General features: G+C 40.1%; 15 protein-coding genes and 1 pseudogene. 10 read left to right on the top strand and 6 right to left on the bottom strand.

Going from position 1 to position 23,833, the window contains the following annotated elements; all coding sequences use genetic code 11:
- Window positions 1-9: 9 nt before the first annotated feature.
- Window positions 10-936 (top strand): carbohydrate ABC transporter permease, encoded by a 927-nt coding sequence (locus tag IQ259_RS01820; protein WP_193880007.1) that lies wholly within the window; start codon window positions 10-12, stop codon window positions 934-936.
- Window positions 937-1,322: 386 nt separating this feature from the next.
- Here the strand turns inward: IQ259_RS01820 and IQ259_RS01815 are convergent, their stop codons facing one another.
- Window positions 1,323-1,862, bottom strand: coding sequence for a phycobiliprotein lyase (locus IQ259_RS01815; protein WP_193880004.1), 540 nt, complete (start codon window positions 1,860-1,862; stop codon window positions 1,323-1,325).
- 506 nt (window positions 1,863-2,368) lie between these two features.
- Here IQ259_RS01815 and IQ259_RS01810 point away from each other — a divergent pair.
- Entirely contained in the window at window positions 2,369-3,874 is a 1,506-nt protein-coding gene (locus tag IQ259_RS01810) for an efflux RND transporter periplasmic adaptor subunit (RefSeq protein ID WP_228014292.1), read from the top strand.
- 86 nt (window positions 3,875-3,960) lie between these two features.
- Window positions 3,961-7,311, top strand: a complete 3,351-nt coding sequence (locus tag IQ259_RS01805; RefSeq protein WP_228014291.1) for an efflux RND transporter permease subunit — start codon at window positions 3,961-3,963, stop codon at window positions 7,309-7,311.
- A gap of 84 nt (window positions 7,312-7,395) precedes the next feature.
- Here the strand turns inward: IQ259_RS01805 and IQ259_RS01800 are convergent, their stop codons facing one another.
- The gene (locus tag IQ259_RS01800; RefSeq protein ID WP_193880001.1) at window positions 7,396-8,772 is read right to left on the bottom strand and encodes an S-layer homology domain-containing protein; all 1,377 of its coding nucleotides are present in this window, start codon (window positions 8,770-8,772) and stop codon (window positions 7,396-7,398) included.
- Between the two features lie 325 nt (window positions 8,773-9,097).
- Here IQ259_RS01800 and IQ259_RS01795 point away from each other — a divergent pair, with 325 nt between their 5' ends.
- Together IQ259_RS01795 and IQ259_RS01790 are read left to right on the top strand one after the other, a co-directional pair.
- Window positions 9,098-11,263, top strand: a complete 2,166-nt coding sequence (locus tag IQ259_RS01795) for an NB-ARC domain-containing protein (RefSeq protein WP_228014290.1) — start codon at window positions 9,098-9,100, stop codon at window positions 11,261-11,263.
- Window positions 11,264-11,290: 27 nt separating this feature from the next.
- Window positions 11,291-11,976 (top strand): IS1 family transposase gene (locus IQ259_RS01790; RefSeq protein WP_370567991.1). Its coding sequence is split into 2 segments (ribosomal slippage): window positions 11,291-11,630 and window positions 11,630-11,976, totalling 687 coding nucleotides; the frame shifts between segments, so codons are not numbered across the junction.
- 47 nt (window positions 11,977-12,023) lie between these two features.
- Here IQ259_RS01790 and IQ259_RS01785 read toward each other — a convergent pair.
- Together IQ259_RS01785 and IQ259_RS01780 are read right to left on the bottom strand one after the other, a co-directional pair.
- Window positions 12,024-13,049, bottom strand: a complete 1,026-nt coding sequence (locus IQ259_RS01785) for a multicopper oxidase domain-containing protein (RefSeq protein ID WP_193879997.1) — start codon at window positions 13,047-13,049, stop codon at window positions 12,024-12,026.
- A 183-nt stretch (window positions 13,050-13,232) separates the two neighbouring features.
- Window positions 13,233-14,777, bottom strand: a complete 1,545-nt coding sequence (locus IQ259_RS01780; protein ID WP_193879992.1) for a glycosyltransferase family 39 protein — start codon at window positions 14,775-14,777, stop codon at window positions 13,233-13,235.
- Between the two features lie 357 nt (window positions 14,778-15,134).
- Between IQ259_RS01780 and IQ259_RS01775 the strand changes: the two genes are divergently transcribed.
- Both IQ259_RS01775 and IQ259_RS01770 read left to right on the top strand, forming a co-directional pair.
- On the top strand, window positions 15,135-16,097 hold the full coding sequence (locus tag IQ259_RS01775) for a glycosyltransferase family 2 protein (RefSeq protein WP_193879989.1): 963 nt from the start codon (window positions 15,135-15,137) through the stop codon (window positions 16,095-16,097).
- A gap of 70 nt (window positions 16,098-16,167) precedes the next feature.
- On the top strand, window positions 16,168-16,536 hold the full coding sequence (locus tag IQ259_RS01770) for an EamA family transporter (protein ID WP_193879986.1): 369 nt from the start codon (window positions 16,168-16,170) through the stop codon (window positions 16,534-16,536).
- A gap of 52 nt (window positions 16,537-16,588) precedes the next feature.
- Here IQ259_RS01770 and IQ259_RS01765 read toward each other — a convergent pair whose 3' ends face one another.
- Both IQ259_RS01765 and IQ259_RS01760 read right to left on the bottom strand, forming a co-directional pair.
- Window positions 16,589-17,746, bottom strand: a complete 1,158-nt coding sequence (locus tag IQ259_RS01765; protein WP_193879981.1) for a beta-ketoacyl-ACP synthase — start codon at window positions 17,744-17,746, stop codon at window positions 16,589-16,591.
- A 508-nt stretch (window positions 17,747-18,254) separates the two neighbouring features.
- A complete protein-coding gene (locus tag IQ259_RS01760; RefSeq protein WP_193879975.1) occupies window positions 18,255-20,582 on the bottom strand; it encodes an adenylate/guanylate cyclase domain-containing protein in 2,328 nt (775 codons plus the stop codon).
- A gap of 360 nt (window positions 20,583-20,942) precedes the next feature.
- Here IQ259_RS01760 and IQ259_RS27000 point away from each other — a divergent pair.
- From IQ259_RS27000 to IQ259_RS01750, 3 genes and pseudogenes are all read left to right on the top strand, one after another.
- Window positions 20,943-21,149 (top strand): annotated as a pseudogene (locus IQ259_RS27000) (IS701 family transposase); the annotation flags it as partial.
- Between the two features lie 933 nt (window positions 21,150-22,082).
- Window positions 22,083-22,793 carry an NYN domain-containing protein gene (locus IQ259_RS01755; protein ID WP_193879968.1) on the top strand — a complete coding sequence of 237 codons (711 nt, stop codon included), beginning with the start codon at window positions 22,083-22,085 and terminating at the stop codon, window positions 22,791-22,793.
- Between the two features lie 88 nt (window positions 22,794-22,881).
- Entirely contained in the window at window positions 22,882-23,592 is a 711-nt protein-coding gene (locus IQ259_RS01750) for a response regulator transcription factor (RefSeq protein ID WP_193879963.1), read from the top strand.
- Window positions 23,593-23,833: the final 241 nt, after the last annotated feature.

Genomic DNA, 23,833 nt, shown 5'->3' with positions numbered 1-23,833 from the left:
AAGAAAACTATGAAACAATTAACATCTAAAAGTTGGCTACTTTTTCCCCAAAAACTAACTCCTTATTTATTTTTGCTACCTGCCTTAATTCTCTTGTGGTTAACTGTTTTTTGGCCTGCGCTACAAGCCTTTTACCTCAGCTTTACTAGCTACGAAGATATTACTCAACCGCCACAATGGATAGGTTTTGCTAACTTCCTTCGCCTGTGGAAGGATGCAGTTTTTTGGAAAACTTTAGAAAACACCTTTTTTTATCTTGTGGGTGTAGTCCCAATTTTGGTTATTGCTCCCCTAGGATTGGCAATTTTAGTCAATCAAAAACTACGGGGAGTGAGTTGGTTTAGAGCCGCATATTACACACCAGTAATCATCTCAATGGTAGTTGCTGGTATAGCCTGGAAATGGTTATATGCAGAAAATGGCTTACTCAATCAATGGCTCAAAACTTTGGGAATTTTTCCAGAAGGAATTCCTTGGTTAACAAGTCCAGACAAAATTTTAGGGATTTTACCAATTTCTTTGGCCAGCGTTATGGCCGTCACCATTTGGAAGGGATTAGGCTACTACATGGTAATTTATTTAGCTGGATTACAATCCATCCCCGGTGATGTGTATGAAGCCGCAGCCATTGATGGCTCAGATGGTATCCGTAAACATTGGGATATTACCATACCTTTAATGAAACCTTATTTAGCTTTAGTAGGCGTGATTTCAGCTATTTCGGCAACGAAAGTTTTTGAGGAGGTGTATATTATGACCCAAGGCGGCCCACTCGATAGTTCAAAAACAATAGTTTATTATTTATACGAACAAGCCTTTAGCAACTTAGAAATTAGCTATGCCTGCACAATTGGGCTGATATTATTTTTAATAATTTTAGGACTGTCAGTTTTACGGTTAACTATTAATCAACAAGCAGGAGATAATATTACATAAAATATATCTTTCACATCTCATTTTCTGATTTTTGTACACATATAGAACAATACGGTTCAGTGAATGTTTTAATCTGTTTCAGATCCCCCCTAAAAAGCTACCGTGTATACACAAGTCAAACCGATCCTCCCTAAGCCTCCTTTTTAAGCTATCCATTATAAACATCTTTCTTAACAGAAAATTTGACAAAAGCCAGAGATTGTATAGTCTATATACGAAGACCTTTACTCCTGTTTTGGAAGAAGTCGATAGGTTTCAAGGAATTTCAGTGTCAAGCATTCAAAAGATTAAATCTTAAAACCCTTCTGTCTCTTACCTCCGGCCTCCGGCCTCCTGCCCTCTGCCTCCTGCCTCACTTCACAAAATCGCGTTGCTCCCCGTATGACTTAGTCAATTCTCTTTTCTAAATATTGACCAATCATCAACTGTTCTCCAGCGCGGGAGATGATGGTTTGTCTTGTGCGATATTTATGACCAATTAACTTTAATTCTTCCTCAAACACTGAATCGTTGTACTCAGTTCGCAAACACAGAGTTTGAGGATTAGGGAAATGATACTCGGCGGTGACAGGCTTAGATGTGGCAAAACCGCGATCGCGGTACAAAATATTTCCTAATGCGCCAAATAATGTAGAACCTTGAGAATCTTGCCTATTTTTTAGTATATCAGTACTAGTCCAAAGGACTTCCGCACCACAGATCAAACTAATTGCATCGGACAAATTGTGCAATTGCGCCAGTTCGTACAATTGAGTGCATCCTCTTTCTAGAAACCGAATAGTGATCAGACTCTCCATCTCCTTAGTTTCTCCCTGTGGGAGAGTATAGTAGCGCCGTTGCGATCGCCACTGACCGGCTGATTGTCGGAAAAATTCTGTAATTTCTGCTTCCTTGGCAGTTTGAGTCAGTCTTAGCGGTGATGTCACGCGTTATTGTCCTCGCCTATGCTAAAAATAGGGTTTGTATATATACTACATGGTGAAAAAAGACAATTACGGTTTAGAATTTTTAATATCTTGGATAAATACTGAGAATTACAGATTACTTTCCTAACATCTTTGCTAGTATATGTTATGTATAGTTAGTAAAACTAAATATCATCACTGTAAGCGCGTTAAGGCCAGAATCAGGGCAAAAATTTGCCATGAATTTAATTTTTTCTAAAACTTACATCTGGCACTAAAGCTAAGGTGATCAAGAAAAATATACTACAACTGCTATTTCATGAAATGTCAAAAAACGTTCTACTTCTGCATCAGCAGATAGCAGTATGATTGTTTTGACTTTCTTTGATCAAAGTAGTAAAGTTTGACACAAAAAAAATTTGTTTTAACATTGATTTATTATTTACTCTAGCTAAAGACATATATAAAAAATTACTTGGGCGTAAAAGGCAGCTATAAAAAAACTTTCTCAAATATAAGCAAAATAAATGATTTTAAACGGAGTACAACCGCAAAAATCGATGAAACAGCAAACTTACATAGCTCCAATCCAGGTAATGAATAACCAGTTAGACTTAATCGCCAAAATTGGCACAGAGAAACAAAAGCACAAGAGAGTGTTTTCCCATAGCCAATCATGGAAAACCATATCGTTGGTAGCTTGCTTATTAAGCACAGGAATACTGACAGCTAGTTGTGGCTCCTTACCCAAAGACACAGCCGAAGCGCAATCTCAAAGTGGTAGTAGAGAACGTGGTGGTGCAACACCTGTAGATGTAGCGATCGCTCGTACAGGTATACTGCAAAAAGAACTAGAGTATATAGGTAAAACTAAACCCTTCCGGACTGTATCATTGCGATCGCAAATAGAAGCACGGTTATTATCTTTAAACGTAGATGTAGGTGATCCCCTCAAAAAAGGGCAGAACATCGGACAGTTAGACGATGCTTTGTTGTTGACAAGCTTAAAGCAAGCCGAAGCAGAACTAGCAGCCCAAAAATCAGAAGTAGCAAGAGCCGCAACCCAGGTAAGTAATGCCCGTGCTGAAGTTGAACGGATGCGCTTAGAAGTAGTGCAAGCCCAAGCCGATTCAAAAAGGCAACAAAAATTATACCAAGAAGGTGCGATCGCTCAACAAACTGCCGAGCAAGCACGTACCAAAGCACAAACAACAGCCCAAGCTTTGCGGGCTGCAACTGAGCAAGTCCGTACAGAACAGCAAGCCGTCGCAGCCGCCCAAGGAAGAGTCCTAGCGCAACAAGCAGTGGTAGCTCAAGCCAAAGAACGCCGTTCTTACTCAAGACTGATGTCCCCCATCAATGGTGTAGTCACAACAAAAGCTAAAGTCGCAGACAAAATAATAGAACCAGGTGATCTTTTGCAAGCAGGCGGCGAAGTTATCCAAATTGGCGACTTCAGCCGCGTGAAAGTTGTAGTCGAAGTTTCCGAGTTAGAACTAGCACCAATTCAAGTCGGGCAAACCGCAAAAGTACGCTTAGATGCCTTTCCTAAAAAAACATTAATAGGCAGAGTTACACGCATCTCTCCAGCCACGGATGATAATACTACTTTAAATCTCCCAGTAGAAGTGGTGATTCCTAACAGTGAGAGCAATATTGGTAGCGGACTGTCAGCACGAGTCATTTTTGAAAATCAAACACCACCGCGAGTCATCATATCGCAAACCGCCATTAAAAAAGCAGCCACCAGCAAACAACCTTCTGCATCTGAGACAGCCAAAAGTCAGTCACAAGAAATAAATGGCACCTTGTTTGTAGTTACCGACACAGGTGGTAAATCTAAAGTCGCAGCTCGTGTTGTCACCTTGGGCAAAAAAGCTGATGGCAAAGTAGAAGTTTTATCTGGCTTGCAACCAGGCGATCGCTACGTAGTTCGTAGTGGTAAACCTTTAAAAGATGGGGAAACTGTACGTCTTTCGATTCTCTCGGAAACAGCCGAGTCAAACTCTAAACCGCGTGGAAATAGAAATTAAACAACACACCTCTCAAACTCTTAATTACTTTGAGTACTTTGCGATCTTTGCGGTTCGTTTATTGAATTTGGAGAGCATTCATAGTCATGCAGCAAGTCCAGAAAAGCGGCGGATTTAGTATTAGTGCCATATCCATCCGGCAACATATCGGTACGCTCATGCTCACCCTAGCGGTAATAGTCATTGGTGTATTTTTTATAGTTAAATTGCCCGTAGATTTACTACCATCAATTACTTATCCCCGGATTGGTGTGCGGATACAAGCACCGGGAATTTCCCCAGAGGTAGCAATTGATGAAGTGACAAAACCCTTAGAAGAAGCTTTTTCGGCTACTGAAGGCGTTTTACAAGTCTTTTCTCAAACCCGCGAAGGACAAGTGAGTTTAGATTTGTACTTTCAACCGGGAGGCAATATTGACCAAGCCTTAAATGATGCCACAGCCGCCTTTAACCGAGCTAGAGGTGCTTTACCAGACACCTTAGAATCACCACGCTTGTTTAAAATAGATCCTTCTCAATTACCAGTTTATGAAGTGGCGTTAACTTCACCCTCTTTAGAAGGTGTGGATTTGCGTGTTTTTGCTGAAGAAGAACTAGCCCGCGAACTGGGTGTAGTCCCAGGCGTAGCGGGGGTAGCCGTATCAGGAGGAGTGCAAGAAGAAGTTAGAGTCAATGTTGATTTAGCTCGCTTGCAAGCTGTGGGTGTGGGTTTAACCGATGTCTTAGATGAATTGAGAAACCGCAACCAAGATATTTCCGGCGGTAGAATTTTGGGACAGAGTTCCGAGCCACTAACTCGTACTGTTGGGCGGTTTCGCAGTGCAGATGAACTCAATAATTTATCGTTTGAGGCATCTTCTTCCCCAGGTTCTAGTACTTCATCACCAGTTCCTAAACGCCGTGTTTACTTGCGAGACTTTGCCGAAGTCATAGATGGCTCAGAACAGCAAAGGATTTTCGTCTCTCTCAATGGTGAACCAGCGGTAAAAGTTAGTATTCAAAAACAACCAGATGCCAATACTATCAACGTTGTTGATGGTGTTAAAAAACGCTTAGAAGAACTGCGGCAATCTGGTGTCATTCCAGAAGGAACAGTAATTACTTCTACTTTAGATGAATCGAAGTTCATCCGTGATTCTATTGCCAATGTTACCACTTCTGGATTGATTGGCACGGGATTAGCTGCGATCGCAGTTCTTCTATTCCTAGGTTCCCTACGGCAAACTTTTATCATCGTCCTAGCCATACCTTTAGCAACCCTAGCAGCAATTATTTTGATGGGGCTATTTGGCTTATCCCTGAACGTCTTTAGTTTAGGCGGTTTAGCTTTAGGTGTAGGTATTGTGGTTGATAACTCCATTGTTATGTTGGAGAACATTGCCGAGGGTGTTGGTATGACTCCCGGCAAAAGTACTAAAAGCAGGTTGAATTCACAACAACTAATTAATCAATCTGAACAAAGTAGTAGAGAAGTCGAATCAGCCTTAATTGCCTCTACTAGTACCAACTTGGTAGCAGTGTTGCCATTTTTGCTCATTGGTGGCTTTATCGCACTACTATTCAATGAATTAATTCTGACTATTAGCTTTTCCGTTGCAGCATCAATTTTGATTGCTGTTACTGTTGTCCCTATGCTTGCTTCTCGTTTACTGGCGTGGAAGTTTTCGAGCCGATTGAGTGAATTTTGGCTACTCAGGGAATTCAATCGCTGCTTTGATGCTTCTACTAGGAGCTACGGCAGCTTTTTAAGTATGATATTACGTTGGCGGTTAATTACAGTAGCGATCGCCCTTCTGTTGTTTGGTGGTGGTAGTTTGTGGATGGCTCCACAAATTACCCAAGAAATTCTCCCCAGAATTAATACCGGACAAGCCAGCTTAAATGCCCAATTTCCCCCCGGAACACCCTTAGAAACTAACCTCAAAGTTATGGGGGTAGTGGATGAACTTCTTCGCAAGCAGCCAGAAACAGAATATGTTTTTTCCACTGCTGGTGGTGCTTTATTTGGCACTAACACCAATGCTAATCCCTTACGTGGTTCCAGCACCATTACCCTAAAACCAAATACTGATGTAGAGGCTTACGTTGAACGAGTTACCAAAGAATTCAACAAATTAAACTTAGCTGGAATTCGCTTGCGCCTTTCACCAGGACAGGTACGGGGTTTGATTCTGAATAACTCCCCTGTACGTGGTGCAGATGTTGATGTAATTTTACAAGGCAACGACTCTAATAACTTACAACAAGCTGGTAGTCAGGTGTTAGCAGCTTTAGAAGAGCAAGCCACCCTCGCCAGATTTCGTCCCGATGCCGATGAGCAACAACCAGAAATTCAGATTTTGCCTGATTGGGAGAGAGTTGCAGCCTTGGGGTTAACGACTAAAGACATTGGCGATACGATTCAAACAGCCTTGGAAGGTAGCATACCTACTCAGTTACAACGGGGCAACCGTTTGGTAGATATCCGAGTCAAGTTAAATGAAACCTCAATCCAAACACCATCTCAATTAGAAAGATTACCTTTATTTGTAGACAACAATCTACAAGTCCGCTTGAGTGATGTTGCCAGAATTGTTGAAGGCCAAGCTCCTGGAGAAATTCAGCGCATCAACCAGCGCCAAGTTAACATCCTGGCAGGGAATTTAACCGAGGGTGCTAGTTTGAGTCAGGCCATAGCACAGGTGAAGGGCGTAATAGATAGTCTAGATTTACCAGAAGGTGTTAGCGTTTTACCTAGCGCAGCCGCAGAATCCAATCAACAACTACAAAGCTCACTGCAACTATTAGGTGGATTAGCTACCTTTCTTGTATTTGTCGTGATGGCAGTACAATACAATTCCCTAATCGATCCTTTGGTGATTATGTTTACTATTCCTCTAGCACTAGCCGGAGGAATTTTTGGGCTTTACATCACCAAAACCGCCATTGGCGCGACCGTGATTGTCGGTGCGGTGTTGTTGGTAGGTATTGTAGTTAACAACGCCATCATCATGGTGGAATTAGCCAACCAAATTCGGGAACGAGACAAAGTTGACCGCAAAACTGCAATTTTGCAAGCTGCGCCACAACGTTTACGTCCAGTACTGATGACCACTATTACGACTGTTTTAGGTATGTTTCCCTTAGCATTGGGGATTGGTGAAGGCTCAGAATTTTTGCAACCATTGGGCGTAGTTGTATTTTCTGGTTTATCACTAGCAACTGTGTTGACACTGTTTATTATCCCGTGTTTTTATACGCTGCTTCACGATTTGCTGGGTGGGAATTGGATGAAACCAGCATCCATCTGGCTAGGTAGATGGAATAAAAGGTTTCATTCCTCGTATCCCACTGTAAAAAAACTTAAATCCTTTTTCAGAGCCACATTCTCAGGGAGAGACTTCCGCCAACCCCCGGCATCTCCCAGAAAAAGACGGGAAGGAAAAGAAATAGATTAGTAATTTTAGCTCGACTTGAACGATCGCGCGTCAAAAACGACGTGGAATATTTATCCACCTTGATCAAAACTTAAGTAGACAAATTCAGGTAGGCGATCGCTTTAACTTCAAAGCATCAGCAGCTGATACTCCATCACCTGGAGTACCAAAATACCATAAAGCCGCAGCCGCCTCAGCACGAGTCACGGTTTTTTTAGGTTGAAATAATGTCGTAAAGCCAAACACCCGCCGAATATTTGATTTTTCTACATTTTGGAAATCAGCCAAAATTGCCCGTAATGCTTTAGGGTCAATTTTCCCCACATCTTGGAAACCCCAAGTTTGTTTAACTGTATCTAAATTCGCAGTTGGTAAAGCTTGGCGAGTATCCAAAGGTACTTTCCACAAAATCAATTGCTCCCGCGTTAGCGGTGCATCTGGAAGAAACAAAACTGCGGTTGAGTCTCCCGACAAGGAACTGGGAATTAAACCAGCTTCAGCTAGTCCCTGAATTACTGGAAAATCTGGATCTGTTTTTGATACATCACTAAAAGCTGGTTGCGTACTTTCCGCAGCCAACCGGATCTGCTTGGCTGGATTATTTGCATACATCGCATTGTTAGCCGCAACTATCCAACGTGCATATATGCGACGGGTAATGATTTTACTCGGTTCAAATAAATTTGTATTGCTAGAATTAGCCTTGTTTCCTGGAGGTTCTATGGACAAAACACCCAATGCAGCTAAGTCTTGGATATGTTGACGTAATTCTTGTGGTGCTTTGTTGAGGTCTGAAAATTCCCCAGATGCAGATATAGTTGCAGTAGTTGTTGGAGTATTAGGCGTAGTGCTTGGCTGTGTTGCCGAGTTGCTTGGTGCTACTGGGCCAATAAACTGCGGATCTCCTGGTTGAGGCGCATTATTAGTTGTTGGCGTAGATTGTGCCGTGTCATTACTATTTGGGATGTACTCAATTATTAAACTAGTAGCTGTTTGTGGTTGATTAGGTGCAGCATTTGTAACAGACTGAGCTTGAATGGAGACTTTAATGAGCAAATCACCGCGCCGCGCTTCAAAAGTACCGACATCATCGGCTGGCTGCTGTAAAATTTGCCAGTTGTTATCCTGCAACTGGCTGCGATAAAAGCTTGTAATAAAATTGCTGGGATCGGAACTCAACCATTTAGTTGATATTTTATTTTCTGAGCCACTAGCAGGTGTAATTTCCTGAAGTTTGGCATTGGGATATAAAGGAATATCTTTAGGAAAATCCGCAGGTAACTGGACTGTAGGTTCATTGTTTGCTGATTGTGGTTCGCCTTTACTAGCTTCCCCAAAGAGAACTGGGTTTTCTTGCAGTCTGGGATCAGCCGCCAAAGATTGTTCCAGATTTTTGGTGGCTGGAGTGTTGGTACAGGCTGTTAAGGCGGTGAGTAAAACAGCCAAACTTAAAAAGGCAGCTGGACGTTTACAGGGAAGCACAAGCAGAAATTTATAAATTAGGTGTCCATTTCTACCCTAGCGCAGACCGGCGAAAGTTCACCGAACAAGGCAAAAGTAAAAAGTGATAGCAGGTGACAGGTAACAGAGGACAGGTAGTAGGGTTGAAATCCCTTTGAAGTAAGGGTTTTGTGATTTGTTGAAGGCAAAACAGAGTTACGAGCTATCTAAGTTTAAGTCTGCTTAGAGAGATTAGATTTGCTTAAGCTTGGCTACTGTCGTAAATTTACTGAATACTGCTAATATGCACCTAAATGCTGTTCTGAAAATTTGTCGCTTTGTATAGACACTATCTAAACTAGCCGCGATGCAGGTTAGTAGTTCAAGCGATCGCAAGCTTGCGCTTTGCGTTGTGGAGTTATCACGCAATGGTTGGCTAGTAGTGTTGTTAAAATTCAACAGAGTAAAACTAATGAAACAGCAAAAAGCTCGACGCAATCGGGGTGTAATCTTGACCCTCAACGGCTGGGAGAAATTTCGAGATGCCAAAGCTCAAGCCGAATTTAATGAGAATGGTGGAGATAGCTTTTCTTTAGAAGAATTGAGCTATCGCACAGAATTATCTCTACACACAATCTCCAGGATACTAGGAAGAGAGGAACCCGTAGATAAAAGTTCCTTGCAGTTTGCCTTCGCTGCCTTTAGATTGCAGTTGTGTAAAGGCGATTATACCCGACCTAACCCCCCTGAAGACTTGGTAGCGAGACACGCAAATCCTCAGTATGACTGGAGTGAAGCACCGGATGTATCCATGTTTTTTGGTCGCAGTGAAGAATTATTGCAGCTAAGACAGTGGATATTAGAAGAACGGTGTCGTTTAGTTGGACTCATAGGAATTGGTGGTATTGGCAAAAGCACTTTAGCAGTGAAGTTGGGGCTGCAAATTCAAAGCGAATTTGAGGTAGTGGTGTGGCGAAGCCTAGTAAATGCACCGCCAGTAGAGGAGCAAATAACCAACATTCTGCAATTTTTGCTGTCGGCGCTGCGAAAGGAGATGGTAATACCCGAAAGTTTTGATGGCAAACTATCGAAGTTGATGGAATGTTTGCAAGCAAACCGTTGTCTGCTGATTTTAGACAATGTTGAGACAATTCTCGCTGGTGGTCAAGCAGGGCAATATCGTCCAGGCTACGAGGGATATGGTCAATTACTTAAGCGCGTTGGCGAAGTACCGCATAAAAGTTGTGTTCTGTTAACTTCCAGAGAAAAACTCAAAGAATTAATACCGTTAGAAGGAGACAGAACAGGAGTAAAAGTAAAATCGCTCCCATTAAAAGGATTAAATACTACTGAGGGACAAGATTTATTCGAGCAGAAAGGACAATTCACGGGTACAGAACGAGAATGGCAAGTACTCATAGAGTATTACGGGGGTAATCCCTTAGCACTCAAGATAGTAGCCGTCGGAACTCAAGAACTTTTCAACGGGAAAATAGCCCCTGTTTTGGAGTATATAGAACAGGGAACATTAATTTTTGACGACATCCAAGACTTGTTAGAACGGCAGTTTCAGCGTTTGTCAGCGATAGAAGAAGAAGTGATGAACTGGCTGGCAATTAATCGAGAGCCAGTATCTCTTGCCGAGTTAGCTTGTGATGTGACGACATCTTCTGCAAAGCGTTTTGTGCCTTCAGCAATTAAATCTCTATTGCGACGCTCATTAATTGAAAAAAGCGATGAAGATTTCTTCTTGCAACCAGTCGTGATGGAATATACAACACAGCGATTGGTTGAACAAGTTTGTTATGAATTAGTAGGAGAAACTTCTGTCAGTTTAAGCTTGTTTCAAACCCATGCTTTGATTAAGGCAACAGCCAAAGACTACATCCGTGAAACACAAAAGCAACTAATTGTAAAACCCTTACTTGAGCAATTGTTAATAGAGTTAGGCAATCAACAAAAACTGATAATTTTGTTGCAGAATGTATTGGAGCAGCAAAGACATCAAACTGCAATATTAACTGGGTATACCGGGGGCAATGTCCTCAACTTGTTAGCATATTTGGAAGTAAATTTACAACGGTATGACTTCTCCAATTTGACCATTCGGCAAGCGGACTTACAGCGTGTCAATTTAGCAGGAGTTAATTTCCAAAATACTACTTTTGATCAGTCTGTATTTGCTGCAACCTTGAAGAATATTTATTCACTTGCCTTGAGTCCAGATGGAAAACTGTTAGCTACAGGCGATATGGATGGGCAAATTCATTTGTGGCAAATGGCAGATAGAAAAAACTTGTTGATATTTAAAGGACATGAAGGTTGGGTTTGGACAGTCGCCTTTAGTCCAGATGGGCAAACCCTGGCAAGTGGTGGTCATGATGGATTGATCAAATTGTGGAATATACAAACAGGAGATTGCCTAAAAACTTTAGATAAACATACAGGTATTGTTTGGTCTGTCAGCTTTAGTCCCGATGGTCAAACTCTCGCAAGTGGTAGTCAAGACACTTTAATTTGTGGCATTGCATAATAGAGAGATGAATTGAGGTCATCTACTGTGCAATGTCCATACTGCGGCTCTACGGAAATCAGAAAGAATGGGAAACGTAAAAGTAAACAAAATCACATTTGTACTCATTGCAACCGCCAATTTATTGATATATATGATCCGCCAAAAGGATATTCAGACGAACTGAAACAAGAATGCTTAAAAATGTACCTCAACGGCATGGGTTTTCGTGGTATTGAACGAGTTAAAGGTGTGCATCATACGACGATAATTTATTGGGTTAAACAACTAGGAGAAAAGCTGCCAGACGTTCCAAAAGAAGATATCGTCCCAGAAGTTGGAGAATTGGATGAGTTAGAAACATTTATCGGTTCAAAAAAAACAAAATTTGGTTGTGGACAGCAGTAAATCACTTTACTCAAGGTATTTTAGCTTGGGTTTTAGGAGACCATAGTGCTGAAACTTTTAAGCCACTTTGGGAATTTGTTGAACAGTGGAAAAGCTATTTTTATGTGACCGATGGCTGGAAAGTTTACCCAAGTTTTATCCCCGATGGAGACCAAATTGTGAGTAAAACATATATGACAAGGGTGGAAAATGAAAATACTCGGTTACGCCATTATCTTGCACGCCTTCACCGCAAAACTTTATGCTATTCCAAATCAGAACAAATGCTGAGATACTCGATTAAATTATTACTTCATTATTTAAAGTATAAAATTGTACCCATATAAATCAATTCATCTCTTCATTCAGCAACGCCAAAAATAGAATAATCAGACTAAGAACTTTTTAGGGAAGTTTGAGAAGTATTATCAGCAATTACTTCAAATTGACCCATGCAGCCATTCTCTGCGATCGCATCTTGATGAGGATGGAACATATACTTACCTGGATAGCGAAAAGCAAATTCTAAAATGTGGCGTTCTGCTACACCCATTGTGATGACATCAGTTTTCTCGCTGGGAGTCATGGTCATCCCACTGCGATAAACATCAAAAAAGTTGGCGTGGAGGTGAAATGTGACTGCTGTCTCATACTCAATGATGTTGAGAACATACAACCGAATCAACTGATTTTGGTAAATTGGGATGGGATGCTGCATGTAATGATGGGGCAGTCCATTGAAGGCGTAATATTCATTATGACTATCGTCATTTACATCATACCCAGCCATCACTAATACAATCTCATCAGCTACTGGGCGCGGTGTGGGAGGATCGATGATAAACATCCCGTACAAACCTTTGGCAATATGACGGGTAACTGGCGCTATGTGACAGTGATACAAATGAACGCCATAGGGTTCTGCGTCAAATTCATAAATTGTGGCATTACCGTTGCTGACAGGACGAATCCCATCCATTTCTGCGGGATGAACGCCATGAAAATGTAGAGAGTGAGAATGTCCCGCCTGATTGAGAAATAATATCCGCACGCGATCGCCTTGCTTCGCCCGTAGCGTTGGCCCTGGGATGCGCCCGTTTAAATCCCAGATGTTGTAAGAAACAGCGCTATTGAGTTGAATTACAGAATTACCTGCTGTTAGCTGGAATTCTCGCACAGTACGTCCATTTTCTTGCTTTATCGTCCCATAATCAAAATTCCTTAGCATCTGCATGGGATTAGCAACCTGATTTGTTGCTTCCATCTCCAGCGGCGGTACTTTGACTATTGACTGGCTTTGTGAATTCAGGGTATGCCAAAGTGCCGCAGTACCTGCAAATCCAGCGCTGCATACTCCCAATTTCAATAGTTGGCGGCGACTTAACCGGTTTTCTTTACCCAGAGCAAAATTGTTGGGCATCAGTTTCTAATCGGAATTGGCACAAAAAATATCTTACAATAATTAAGAATTATTTGCAATAATAGGTAAAATTGCATCAATTTAGTAGGGCGTGTTGTCGCGCAGCGCAACGCACCATCAAAAATTCAAAGTGCCTTAGCCTACTGCATAACACTACGAATAATTTATATTTATTTATATACTTTATTTGGATGCGATTAAACTAAAATTTTCTGCATTACCTAAAACTTTATCCGCAGGTAAATTTAGGTTAGATAATGTACCGTTGTCTAACAATAAATAAGAATTATTTGCCCACATCTGTTGTAAAACAAGGGCAGTTGCGGGAATTACTTGACAATCGCAGTAAAAATTTAAACTAGGACGACCATAGGCAAATGATGTATAAATTTTTGTTCCTGGTGAAACATGGTTGCGAATTAAGGCTACTACTGGTTTAACTGGGAATGCTTCATTTAATTCCCAAATCCAGGATTGTGAACTCATTAATAATAATAAGACTAAATACATCCCAGAAAACAAAACAGGAATAAATCTGCGATCGCTTTTTTGAATTAACCATGCCACTATACTCATGCTAATAGTTAAAACAATACTCATAACGATTAACACAGACTCTTCCTGTACAACAGTGAAGTAAACGCCACCTCCTAAACCAGCAGCCGCAATAATAACTATAAATATTGTCCAAATTCGAGAATTAAATTGTTTTTTTTGCCAAACTTGACTGAGTTCTGCCCCAACTGCCAGCGCTAAAAATGGGTACAGAGGCATAATATACCAGGGAAGTTTTGTAGTTATCAAAGAAATAGTCAAAAAGTAAACAATTGTACCAACTAAAACTAAGCTACCCCAGCTAGAATAACGTTTTTTCCAAGCGAGATAAAATCCTCCTGGCCAAAATAACAACCAGGGAAAAGCATATTTTAATAACTCAATTAAATAATACCAAGGAGCGCCTGTATTACCTTCAACAGATTGAGCTATGCGGTCAAATGTTTGCGCTTGTAGATTTATTTGTAAGAAATTACCACCATAATACTGCCATTGGGCAACATACCAAGCGATCGCAGGCGCAATTCCCAACAAAATTCCTCCCCATAAATAGGCGTTGCTTAACAAAGCTAATTGTGAGGATGCCAGAATAAATAAAGCAGCAATACCCCCCAGTAACAAAACCAACATTCCTTTAGTCAGGGTAATTAGCCCTAGGCAAAATCCCACACCTAAAGCCCAACGTTGCTGATGACGTGACTTTAATACACAAAACAGCAATAATAAGAAAAAAGTAATGCTTGTACCATCTAGCATTGCCAAACGTCCATGACGTACCACAGGCAAAGTTGTTAAGTAAACTAAAGCCGCAAACAAAGCTGGTAAACTATCGTTAAATAGTAAACTCCCCACCAAATAAAGTAAAGGCACGCCTAATGCAGTTAACACAGCACCCGGTAAGCGTGTTGTCCATTCATTCACGCCTCCGAGGGAGTAAGACCAAGCAATTAACAAGTGCATGAGAGGCGGCTTATTATGATATGGTTCACCTGCTAAAGTTGGATATAGCCAATGCAGAGAACCAAAGGGGGCGCGCCAAATTTCACGGGCGACTTGTGCCACAGTTCCTTCATCCCAGTCTCGCAAGGGAGAGTTTCCCAAACATATCAGCCACAGAACTAAAGACACTAGCAGCAAGCTAAATAGCCATTCTTTTTTTTGGAATGGGCGCATATCGAAAATCAGTTTAATTATTTAATTAAGTGTTTATTTATTACCATAACTGGATATAATTTTGACGATTGAGTTACTCTAGAAGGATTTTTTAGGAGAAACTAAGTAGGTCGGTGTTAAAAATTGTCGTTATGACAAGGCAGGAGGCAGAGGGCAGAAGGCAGAGGGCAGAGGGCAGAAGGCAGAGGGCTGGAGGCAGAGGGCAGAAGGCTGGAGGCAGAGGGCAGAAGGCTGGAGGCAGGAGGGAAGAGGTTTTCAAGCTACTTTACTTTCCGTTAAATAGTTCGGTTTATTTGCACCTTTCTACTTATATCAATAATTTGATGACTGCCTTGATTTCATAATCTAATAACAACTGTGACTCAACCAATATACTCTTTAATAATTCCCATTTATAACGAAGAAGAAAATATTACGGAAATGTACCGTCGTCTGCATCATGTTGTAGAGCAGTTAGACGGTGAAGTTGAGTTAATTTTAGTTGATGATGGTAGTCACGATCGCTCTTTGAGTATGATTCGTGAACTTCACCATCACGACAATCGAGTGCGTTATCTGAGTTTTGCACGAAATTTCGGTCATCAAATCGCAGTCACAGCCGGACTAAACTTTGTGCAAGGCAGATGTGCGATTATCATGGATGCGGATCTGCAAGATCCCCCAGAACTAATCGTCAAGATGCTGGAAAAATGGCGACAGGGCTATCAAGTAGTTTATGCTCAACGTTTATCTCGCAAACGGGAAAGTTGGCTGAAACGCTTGACTGCTTATGCCTTTTATCGTATTCTCCGACGTTTGTCTCATGTCGATATACCGACAGATACGGGAGATTTCTGTTTACTAGACAGGCAAGTTGTGGATATTCTCAATGCCATGCCTGAACGTAACCGTTACATTCGCGGCTTACGCGCTTGGGTAGGATTCCGGCAAACATCTGTACTTTTTGAACGAGAACCGCGTTTTGCTGGACAAGTCAAGTATACCTTTGGTAAGTCTTGGGCTTTGGCTATCGATGGCATTATTTCTTTTTCCACAGTGCCTTTAAAGTTAGCTACCTATTTAGGCATGTTGGCAGCTGCGATCGCTCTATTGATGATCATACTAGTACTGTATTGGCGCTTATTTGAACCTGTTAGTCCTTTAATTGGTTACACCTTGATTACAATTGCGATGTTTTTTCTCGGTTCTGTACAGTTAATTTGTATTGGCATTTTAGGCGAATACATTGGGCGCATTTATGAAGAAGTTAAAGCCCGTCCTATCTATACTGTAAAAGAAACTGGCGGTTTAATTAAAATCTCAGAAATGCAGTCTAAATAGTGAGTTTTAGTTCAAAATACGAAATTATTAGAAAAGTACATCTAATTTTCCTGCCAGAAATTACAATGCTATGACACCGCAAGAATTTAGTTTACTACTCATATCAGTTCTAATTAGCACAGCAGGACAATTTTTTTTGAAAATAGGTGCAAACAAATTAGGCAGGGTTCATGTAGGGAATGCGATTAGTCACATTCTTAGTATCATCACAACACCAGAACTTTTAATCGGATTAACTTGCTATGCAATAGGTGCTATATTTTATATTTTGCTGCTCACTAGAGTTAATCTCAGTGTTGCTGGCCCATCTATATCCATAGGTTATATTTTTTCTGTCTTGCTAGGATACTGGATATTGAAAGAACCTATCTCTGTTATGCGCTTATTAGGTTTGAGCTTGATTGTAGTTGGAGTAATATTAGTAGTCTGGCGAAAATAAAACCTCTATTTGATGTGCTTACTTTTGAATAACATCCTGTGACTTAATATAATTACGAATTAATACTACCCAAAGCTATAACTGCATTTTGACCACCAAAGCCAAAGCTAAAACATAATATTTGTTGAATTGTGCTTTGTTGTGCAGACATCATGAAATTTAAATCAAATTCTGGTGTTTGTAAGCCGACACATGGCGGTAAAAGTTGTTGCTGCAAAGCTTGTAAGGAAAAAGCCACTCCTAAAGCGCCTGAAGCTCCCAAAGTATGGCCTGTAGCACCTTTGGTGGAACTGACAGCTACTTTTTGGGGAAATACCTGTTGTATTACTTTGCTTTCAATTCGGTCATTTAACTGTGTGGCTGTACCGTGAGCGTGAATATAGTCAATATCATTTGGAATTAGATTACTGCGTTTTAGACATTGTTGAATAGCCGCGATCGCACTTTTCCCATTTGGTTCTGGTTGGTTGGTGTGATATGCGTCTGCTGTCAAACCAAAGCCCAGAATTTCACCATAAACTTTGGCTTGGCGCTGCTTAGCTAATTCTGCTGACTCTAAAACCAACACAGCACCACCTTCACCCAAGACTAAACCTTCTCGATGTACATCAAAAGGATAAGCGCCAGTTTTAGCTAAAGCACCCATCTGTTGAAACCCGCAAATAGTTAAAGGTGTAATCGGTGCTTCCACTGCGCCAGCAATTACCCGTTGACATTGCCTAGTTTGAATTAAAAAAGCTGCTTGAGCAATAGCCCAAATCCCTGTAGCACAAGCCGCCATCGGTGCTGCAACTATTCCCGATGCACCAATTTTTCTAGCAGATGCGATCGCATTCATATGAGGTAAGATATCCAACCAATCTTCTAAACCTACTTCCTCTGTGGAATTGGGATCTTTCCCATACATTTTTTTTGCCAGCAATTCCCAATCACTTTGATGGCTGCGACTCGATCCAATTACTACAGCACAATCAAGTAAAGGTAGAACCAAGCCAGCATCTTTTAACGCAGAAGCAACAATCACCTGGTTGAGCGTTTTTAACCCAGATGGTTGTTTACCAATTAAACCTAAAGGAACTGGTTCAAGTTCTGGAAATGGTTGCTGTAATTGAATTCCTGATTTACCTGCTAACAAGTTTTGCCAGCTATCCTCTAAGCTTGCGCCTAAAGCCGAGACTAAACCAATACCAGTAACAACAACTTTAACCAATTTTGCAAGTGAGAATTTGGGATGAGGAAAGTATAAAGTGTGAAGTCATACATTTCCAGTTTTACTGTTCGCTGTTTCAATACGATACTTTGATAATTGTTTACCTGGAGTGCGTTAGCTGCAATGTCCACACTGTAAGTAGGTCGGTGTTAAAAATTGTCGTTATGACAAGGCAGGAGGCAGAGGGCAGAAGGCAGAAGGCAGGAGGCAGAGGGCAGAAGGCAGAAGGGAAGAGGTTTTCAAGCTACTTTACTTTCCGTTACATAGTTCGGTTTATTTGCATCTTTCTACTTAAGTCTACGGAAATTCGCAAAAACGGCAAGAGGGGAGGTAAACTGTGGACACATTTGTACTAAATGCGATCGCCAATTCATCCCTGCATTCAGCAATGCCTTATTCTCAATACTGCTTAATTCTTAACCCAGCAGTATTGATTTTCTCTTTACTCCAAAATAATAATATTTTGATTATAAGCAATTGCCTTTCCAAAATTTTCCCATCAAAGCGCCTACTCCCCTATTTTCTTACCGCGCAACAGATAAGTTGTGATATTCTCTTGTCCTGAAATTTCCATTTCACCCTGTGGTTCTAGCGAGAATTCATCACGTAGTTGTTCGTAAGTAGTTGGTGTAACTTGGATGGTGTCCGCTAAACTTTGCGATTCTATACATCTGGCAATGTTGATTATATCGTTTAAACCGATCGCACCTGCTGTAACTGAGCCAGTGTGAATACCAATGCAAATGTTAAAGTTCTGCTGATTCTCTAGATTAAATGTAGCGATCGCTGTTTGCATATCTAAGGCCATTTTAGCGATCGCTTGGGCATGATCTGGCCTTTTTGTGGGTAATCCAGCCATCACCACATAGACATCATTGATGGTCTTGATTTTTTCTAAACCATAGTAATTACTTAGGTAATCGAAAGTTACAAAAATTGGACAGAGTAAATTAACTAGTTGCATTGCACTTTCAGAAGCAGCAATTTCGCATAAGCCAACGATATCTGCACACAAAACAGTCACATAGGTTACATCTGCGTGAGTACTATCTGTTGGTAATTGTAAAGAATTAGATGTGAGTGCTGGTAATCTCGCCTGCCAAAGTTGTTCTGTTTGTTCCTGTTGATGCCGCAATGCTTCTTCTAGTGCTACTCTTTGGGTAATGTTGCGAAAAATACCACGAGTTGCAATTGGCTTTCCACCTGCAAATTTACAGTTAATATTGCCTTCCAAAAAAACTGTTTGACCATTCTTGGCAATAAAAGCAACCTTAACTTGCTCTATTTGTTGTCCTGACATCAAACGATAAAACATTTGCCGACAATGGTTTTGAAAATCAGGATGGATAATGTCAAAGACATTCATTTGAGCTACTTCTGCGGCACTGTATCCTAATGTTTTACACCATGTCCGATTGACATATAAAAAATGACCACAATGATTTACAGACTGAATTAAATCATTAGCATTTTCACAAATATCTCGATAGCGCGATTCACTTTCTAACAACTCATTTTCTGCTTGTCTACGTTTCATAAAATGAGCGATTTGACTGCCAACGGAAACCATCATTTGCAATAAATCTGCATCTTTTGGTTGCACATCGCGGCTAAAAAAAGTCATTACTCCTAAAATTTTATTGTCGTCTAGGATCGGAAAACCAAATGCTGAACACAATCCTGAAGCTACAGCAGTTGGCGATCGCTGTAAGTCATCATAGTCTAAAATATTTTTAATCCATAAGGGAGAACGTCTGTCCCAAATTTGGCCAGGAAATCCCACACTAGGGACATATGTAGTCTGCCATGTAACCGCCTTAAATTCACGCACAGATACAACTCGGCTCGACCAAATTTCTACACATCTTAGTACTGCATCTTCACTGTCTTCTGGCACATCTGTACTAATATATTCACTTGTTGTCCATAATTCCCCCACATCCCACTCTAAACTTTGACAAATTGCCTGTAAAATTTCTGGCATTGCCTGTTTAATGCTTTGAGATTCTGAGAGAATGCGAGTGATTGCATATTGGGCATTATTACGTTGTTCTCGACGCTGACGACTAGTAATATCCCGACCAATGTAAATAATATCTTCTAAAACTTCATTTTTTTTCTGCATAACTGCACAAGAAAAAGCTACTAGTACTTTTTCTCGTGTTTTTTTGCGACACACAACTTCAAAATGCTGCAAATCCCGGTTTATTTTACTGTAGTGATTAATAATTCTGAGCAATAAAAAATTATCATCAAATATCAAAGATATTGGTTGGTTGATTAACTCTGATTCTTGAAAATCAAATAACTTTTGCGCCGCTAAATTAATTTTTTTGATTTTTCCTGTATTCGTAGTTACCAATAAGGCATCTGCCATTGAACTGATAACTGTATCCATATAATTTTTATATGCCACCAGTGTCATTGATAGCAGATTCGCCGCATTAGTTATTTTTAATAAATCTTGTTTTATTTTTAGTTTTTCTGTAACATCTTCAATTAAAATCATTAAAGATGATTTTTCCTTTGGTTCACTAATAATATATATATTTATATATATATCAGATTGATGATCGAAAGTTCGTCTAATTGCTGCTAATTCAAAGTTTTCTTGTTGACCTTGAAGAATAGATTGTAAGATATCTTCTTTCCCAATAAATTCGGGAAAGCTGACTCGAATATCTTTGCCCAACATCACTTCTTGTGGTTGAGATGCAAACCGTTGCACTTGCTCAGATTTATCCAGAATACAAAAATGAACATCTATTTCCAAATGTTCAAATTTGCGTAAAGTCGAATATTTATTAAAAATCTGCTCTACTACATCGTATTTCATTATAGTACCGAGTAAGGGATGCAATTATTTTGACAACGATTTTTCAGCGTAAGCAGAGATGTCAGCAAAGAGAAGTCAAAAAACTGTCAGATGTTGTCGGATAAATATATATCATTCCCAATACAACTAAAGACGTATGTCTTTAGTCTTAGCATTCACATTTCAGCACCAGTTATAATTCTATAGGTTATTTTTTCAAAAATTCACTCAAGATACAAGCTGACTAAAAGTGAGTATAAGGGAGGATTTTGAATCTATTGTTCAGTATTTGGCTCAGTGAGCGATCGCTGATTTAATTTTATTCTAAAAGAGTAAATCAGGCGGTTAGTGGATTTAAATATTAAAGTCAAGATCCAGGGCATAGTACAGCCTTGTCTAGTCGCACCAACAGTAAAATTTGTGGAATAATATTGTCAGTGGTACAAAAGCCACTTTCGCAATATTAGGAGCTTAGAGGCTTCTAAGTATCTATATGTAAAAGTTATTTCTGAATAAAAACGTAAAACTTCCCTAGAAACAGGGAAAATCATAGCACTAGAGAACTATCAAAAATTACATCATTTCTTAATTTTTTATTTAAATAAGTATTTAGTTCACAAAACCGAGTTATCAAATGTGATAACCAATTAATCCTGTATTACTGCCATAATTTTCATAAATTCCTCAAAAAATATCCTCCGGGGTCAAACAACCACTGGAGGAGATGAGCAAAGACATTTTTGTGGACTAGTCTAGATATAAATTTAGCTCTATTACCCCATCAAAACACTCCATCTTAAGAACAATTAAAGGTTAAGTTGATAAGTAATCCTGGCTACAAATTTGTTAACCACAGATTTGATGGAATTTGTCAAAAAATAAACTTTAAATAGCAGATATCATCAAATATTACTGCAATTGAGATTACTACTAAGTTTAAAAAAATATAAATGCCATCAATCTAAATATATAGTTTTAAATTTTTACATTCAGAATGTTGTCCTTGTAACTTCTGCATTTTGAGTTTTTTATCTCTCTTGATCGCAATATCCAAATTTTGCCTTGATTGATTGATTTTGCCATCCAGTTGTACAATAAGATATAGAAGCCGATCGCTCTTCGCTATTCACCTTACAGCATCTTGTGGTAAGTTGAGATGCAGTAGGAATAAGTAAAGAGCCGTATATTCGTAGGCAAAGGGAATATCGCGTAAAACTAGCTCTGATAAGAGTTAAAAACTCTGGGGCGTTCATCATTGGAATCTGCACAATTAACACAGTTTCTGTGTACTAAGCTACTGCTTCTAAGTAGATATTTATTAGTCATTGTTTCAGTTTTTCTAATCAATACAAATGACCAATGACACAATACAAACCCTACAAATCAATGTGTAACTTAGACAGATAACAGCTTAGTCACAAATAGCTTAACATCATTTGCTGCTAGGTAGATAAACTAGCACAGATGCTTTCTTGGTAATTTCTCAACAACCTTCACAAATTTAAAATTTCCGAGGAGTCAATGACTTTCACTAATTTTACCAAAGCCAGAAATGTATATAAACCCCTTGAACAAGAATCGCCTTCATCAGGGAAAATCGTGTTGAAAAGTCCTCTCAAAAGTGAAAATTGTTCCAAGAGAGAACCTAGAATTGAAAATCTTACAGTCAACGGATTAAATCGTGGACGAGTTGCGATTTTTATTGATGGTGTAAATCTATTTCATGCAGCTTTACAACTAGGTATTGAAATCGACTATCTCAAATTGCTTTGTCGTTTAACCTCTGGTTCGAGATTGTTGCGAGCTTTCTTCTACACGATAGTTGATGTTGCACGACAAACTCCAGCACGTCCAAGGGCGAATGAAAAACAACAAGGCTTTTTGTTTTGGATGCGGCGAAATGGTTATCGAGTGTTTACCAAAGAAGTTCAGTTGACAGACAATTCCAAAAAACCCAATTTAAATGTAGAAATTGCTGTCGATATGATCACTTTAGCTCCCTATTACGATACTGCTATCTTGGTCAGCGGAGATGGCGCTTTAGCTTATGCTGTTGAAGCTGTCACTAGCAAAGGAGGTCGGGTAGAAGTTGTGAGTTTGCGACCTATGACCAGCGATAGTTTGATTGATGTTGCTGATTATTTCATTGATCTTGATAGCATTAAACAAGAAATTCAAAAGGATTCCCATTTGGGTTACAACTATCGATCGCTTTCTAATTCTCACCTGTAAATTTCATTACTCCTACCTATCACAGGTTTTTGGAGTACAATAACAAGCCAGGAAATAACTCTGCGTATTCCGCTAAATCCTAATTGCAATGGATATTTTAATTGTTGAGGATGAACCTGAAATTGCTCAGTTAATCCAAATTTCTTTAGAAAAGGAAGGATTTTCTTGTCATACGAGCCGTGATGGTGTGAACGCCTTGCGGATGTTTCAGGAACAACCACCTGATTTAATCATCCTGGACTTAATGATTCCTGGGTTGGATGGGTTGGAAGTTTGTGCCAGAATTCGGCAAAAAGCTGGTACAAAAGACCCTTATATTCTGATGTTAACAGCCAAGGGCGAAGAAATTGATCGCGTGATTGGTCTATCAACTGGTGCTGATGATTATATGGTTAAACCCTTCAGCCCCAGAGAATTAGTGGCTAGGGTGCGGGCGCTATTGCGGCGTAGTCTCCGTCAAGGAGGACAACATCAGGTAACTCGTACTCAAAACTTTATCGTAGATATTGAACAACGCACGGCTTCTCGTCAGTTAAATTCCCAACAGCCAGAAATTCTAGATTTAACAAACCTCGAATTTAATTTGTTAAGCACATTTGTCAGTAATCCTGGGCGAGTTTGGAACCGTACCCAGTTAATTGACAAACTTTGGGGTGATGATTTTTTTGGTGACGAGCGAGTTGTAGATACTCATGTAGCGCGGTTGCGGAAAAAAATTGAGCCTGACCCAGCTAACCCTTCGTTTATTAAAACTGTTGTTGGGGTTGGCTATAAATTTGAAGACTCTCCTGTAGTGTGAGTAAAACGATTAAACAATACGTGAATTCGATGAACCTCTCCCCAACCCCTCTCCGACGCGGAGAGGGGCAGAAATATTACTAGTTTTCAACGGAAAACTCTGAGTTTTAAAGCCTCTAACGCCACTTGCTACAACGCGGGAAACCCGCGCAACGCAGCGGCTCCTCCTTGCAGGGGAGAGGTACCCTGCGGGTTCGCGGTAGCGTCTCGTAAGAGAAGCAAGCTATGGAGAGGGGTTTTTG

Origin of the sequence: Fortiea sp. LEGE XX443 (assembly GCF_015206815.1) — a bacterium.
Classification (GTDB): Bacteria; Cyanobacteriota; Cyanobacteriia; order Cyanobacteriales; family Nostocaceae; genus Nostoc_B.
The sequence above is the reverse complement of the archived record's forward strand: the minus strand, read 5'-3'. Positions and strand labels throughout refer to the sequence as shown.

Bases quoted from the DNA above. Each gene is read 5' to 3' on its own strand.
- IQ259_RS01795 (WP_228014290.1), top strand. From the start codon at position 9,098: ATGCAGGTTAGTAGTTCAAGCGATCGCAAGCTTGCGCTTTGCGTTGTG.
- IQ259_RS01755 (WP_193879968.1), top strand. From the start codon at position 22,083: ATGACTTTCACTAATTTTACCAAAGCCAGAAATGTATATAAACCCCTT.
- IQ259_RS01760 (WP_193879975.1), bottom strand. From the start codon at position 20,582: ATGAAATACGATGTAGTAGAGCAGATTTTTAATAAATATTCGACTTTA.
- IQ259_RS01780 (WP_193879992.1), bottom strand. From the start codon at position 14,777: ATGCGCCCATTCCAAAAAAAAGAATGGCTATTTAGCTTGCTGCTAGTG.
- IQ259_RS01770 (WP_193879986.1), top strand. From the start codon at position 16,168: ATGACACCGCAAGAATTTAGTTTACTACTCATATCAGTTCTAATTAGC.
- IQ259_RS01750 (WP_193879963.1), top strand. From the start codon at position 22,882: ATGGATATTTTAATTGTTGAGGATGAACCTGAAATTGCTCAGTTAATC.
- IQ259_RS01810 (WP_228014292.1), top strand. From the start codon at position 2,369: ATGATTTTAAACGGAGTACAACCGCAAAAATCGATGAAACAGCAAACT.
- IQ259_RS01820 (WP_193880007.1), top strand. From the start codon at position 10: ATGAAACAATTAACATCTAAAAGTTGGCTACTTTTTCCCCAAAAACTA.
- IQ259_RS01785 (WP_193879997.1), bottom strand. From the start codon at position 13,049: ATGCCCAACAATTTTGCTCTGGGTAAAGAAAACCGGTTAAGTCGCCGC.
- IQ259_RS01805 (WP_228014291.1), top strand. From the start codon at position 3,961: ATGCAGCAAGTCCAGAAAAGCGGCGGATTTAGTATTAGTGCCATATCC.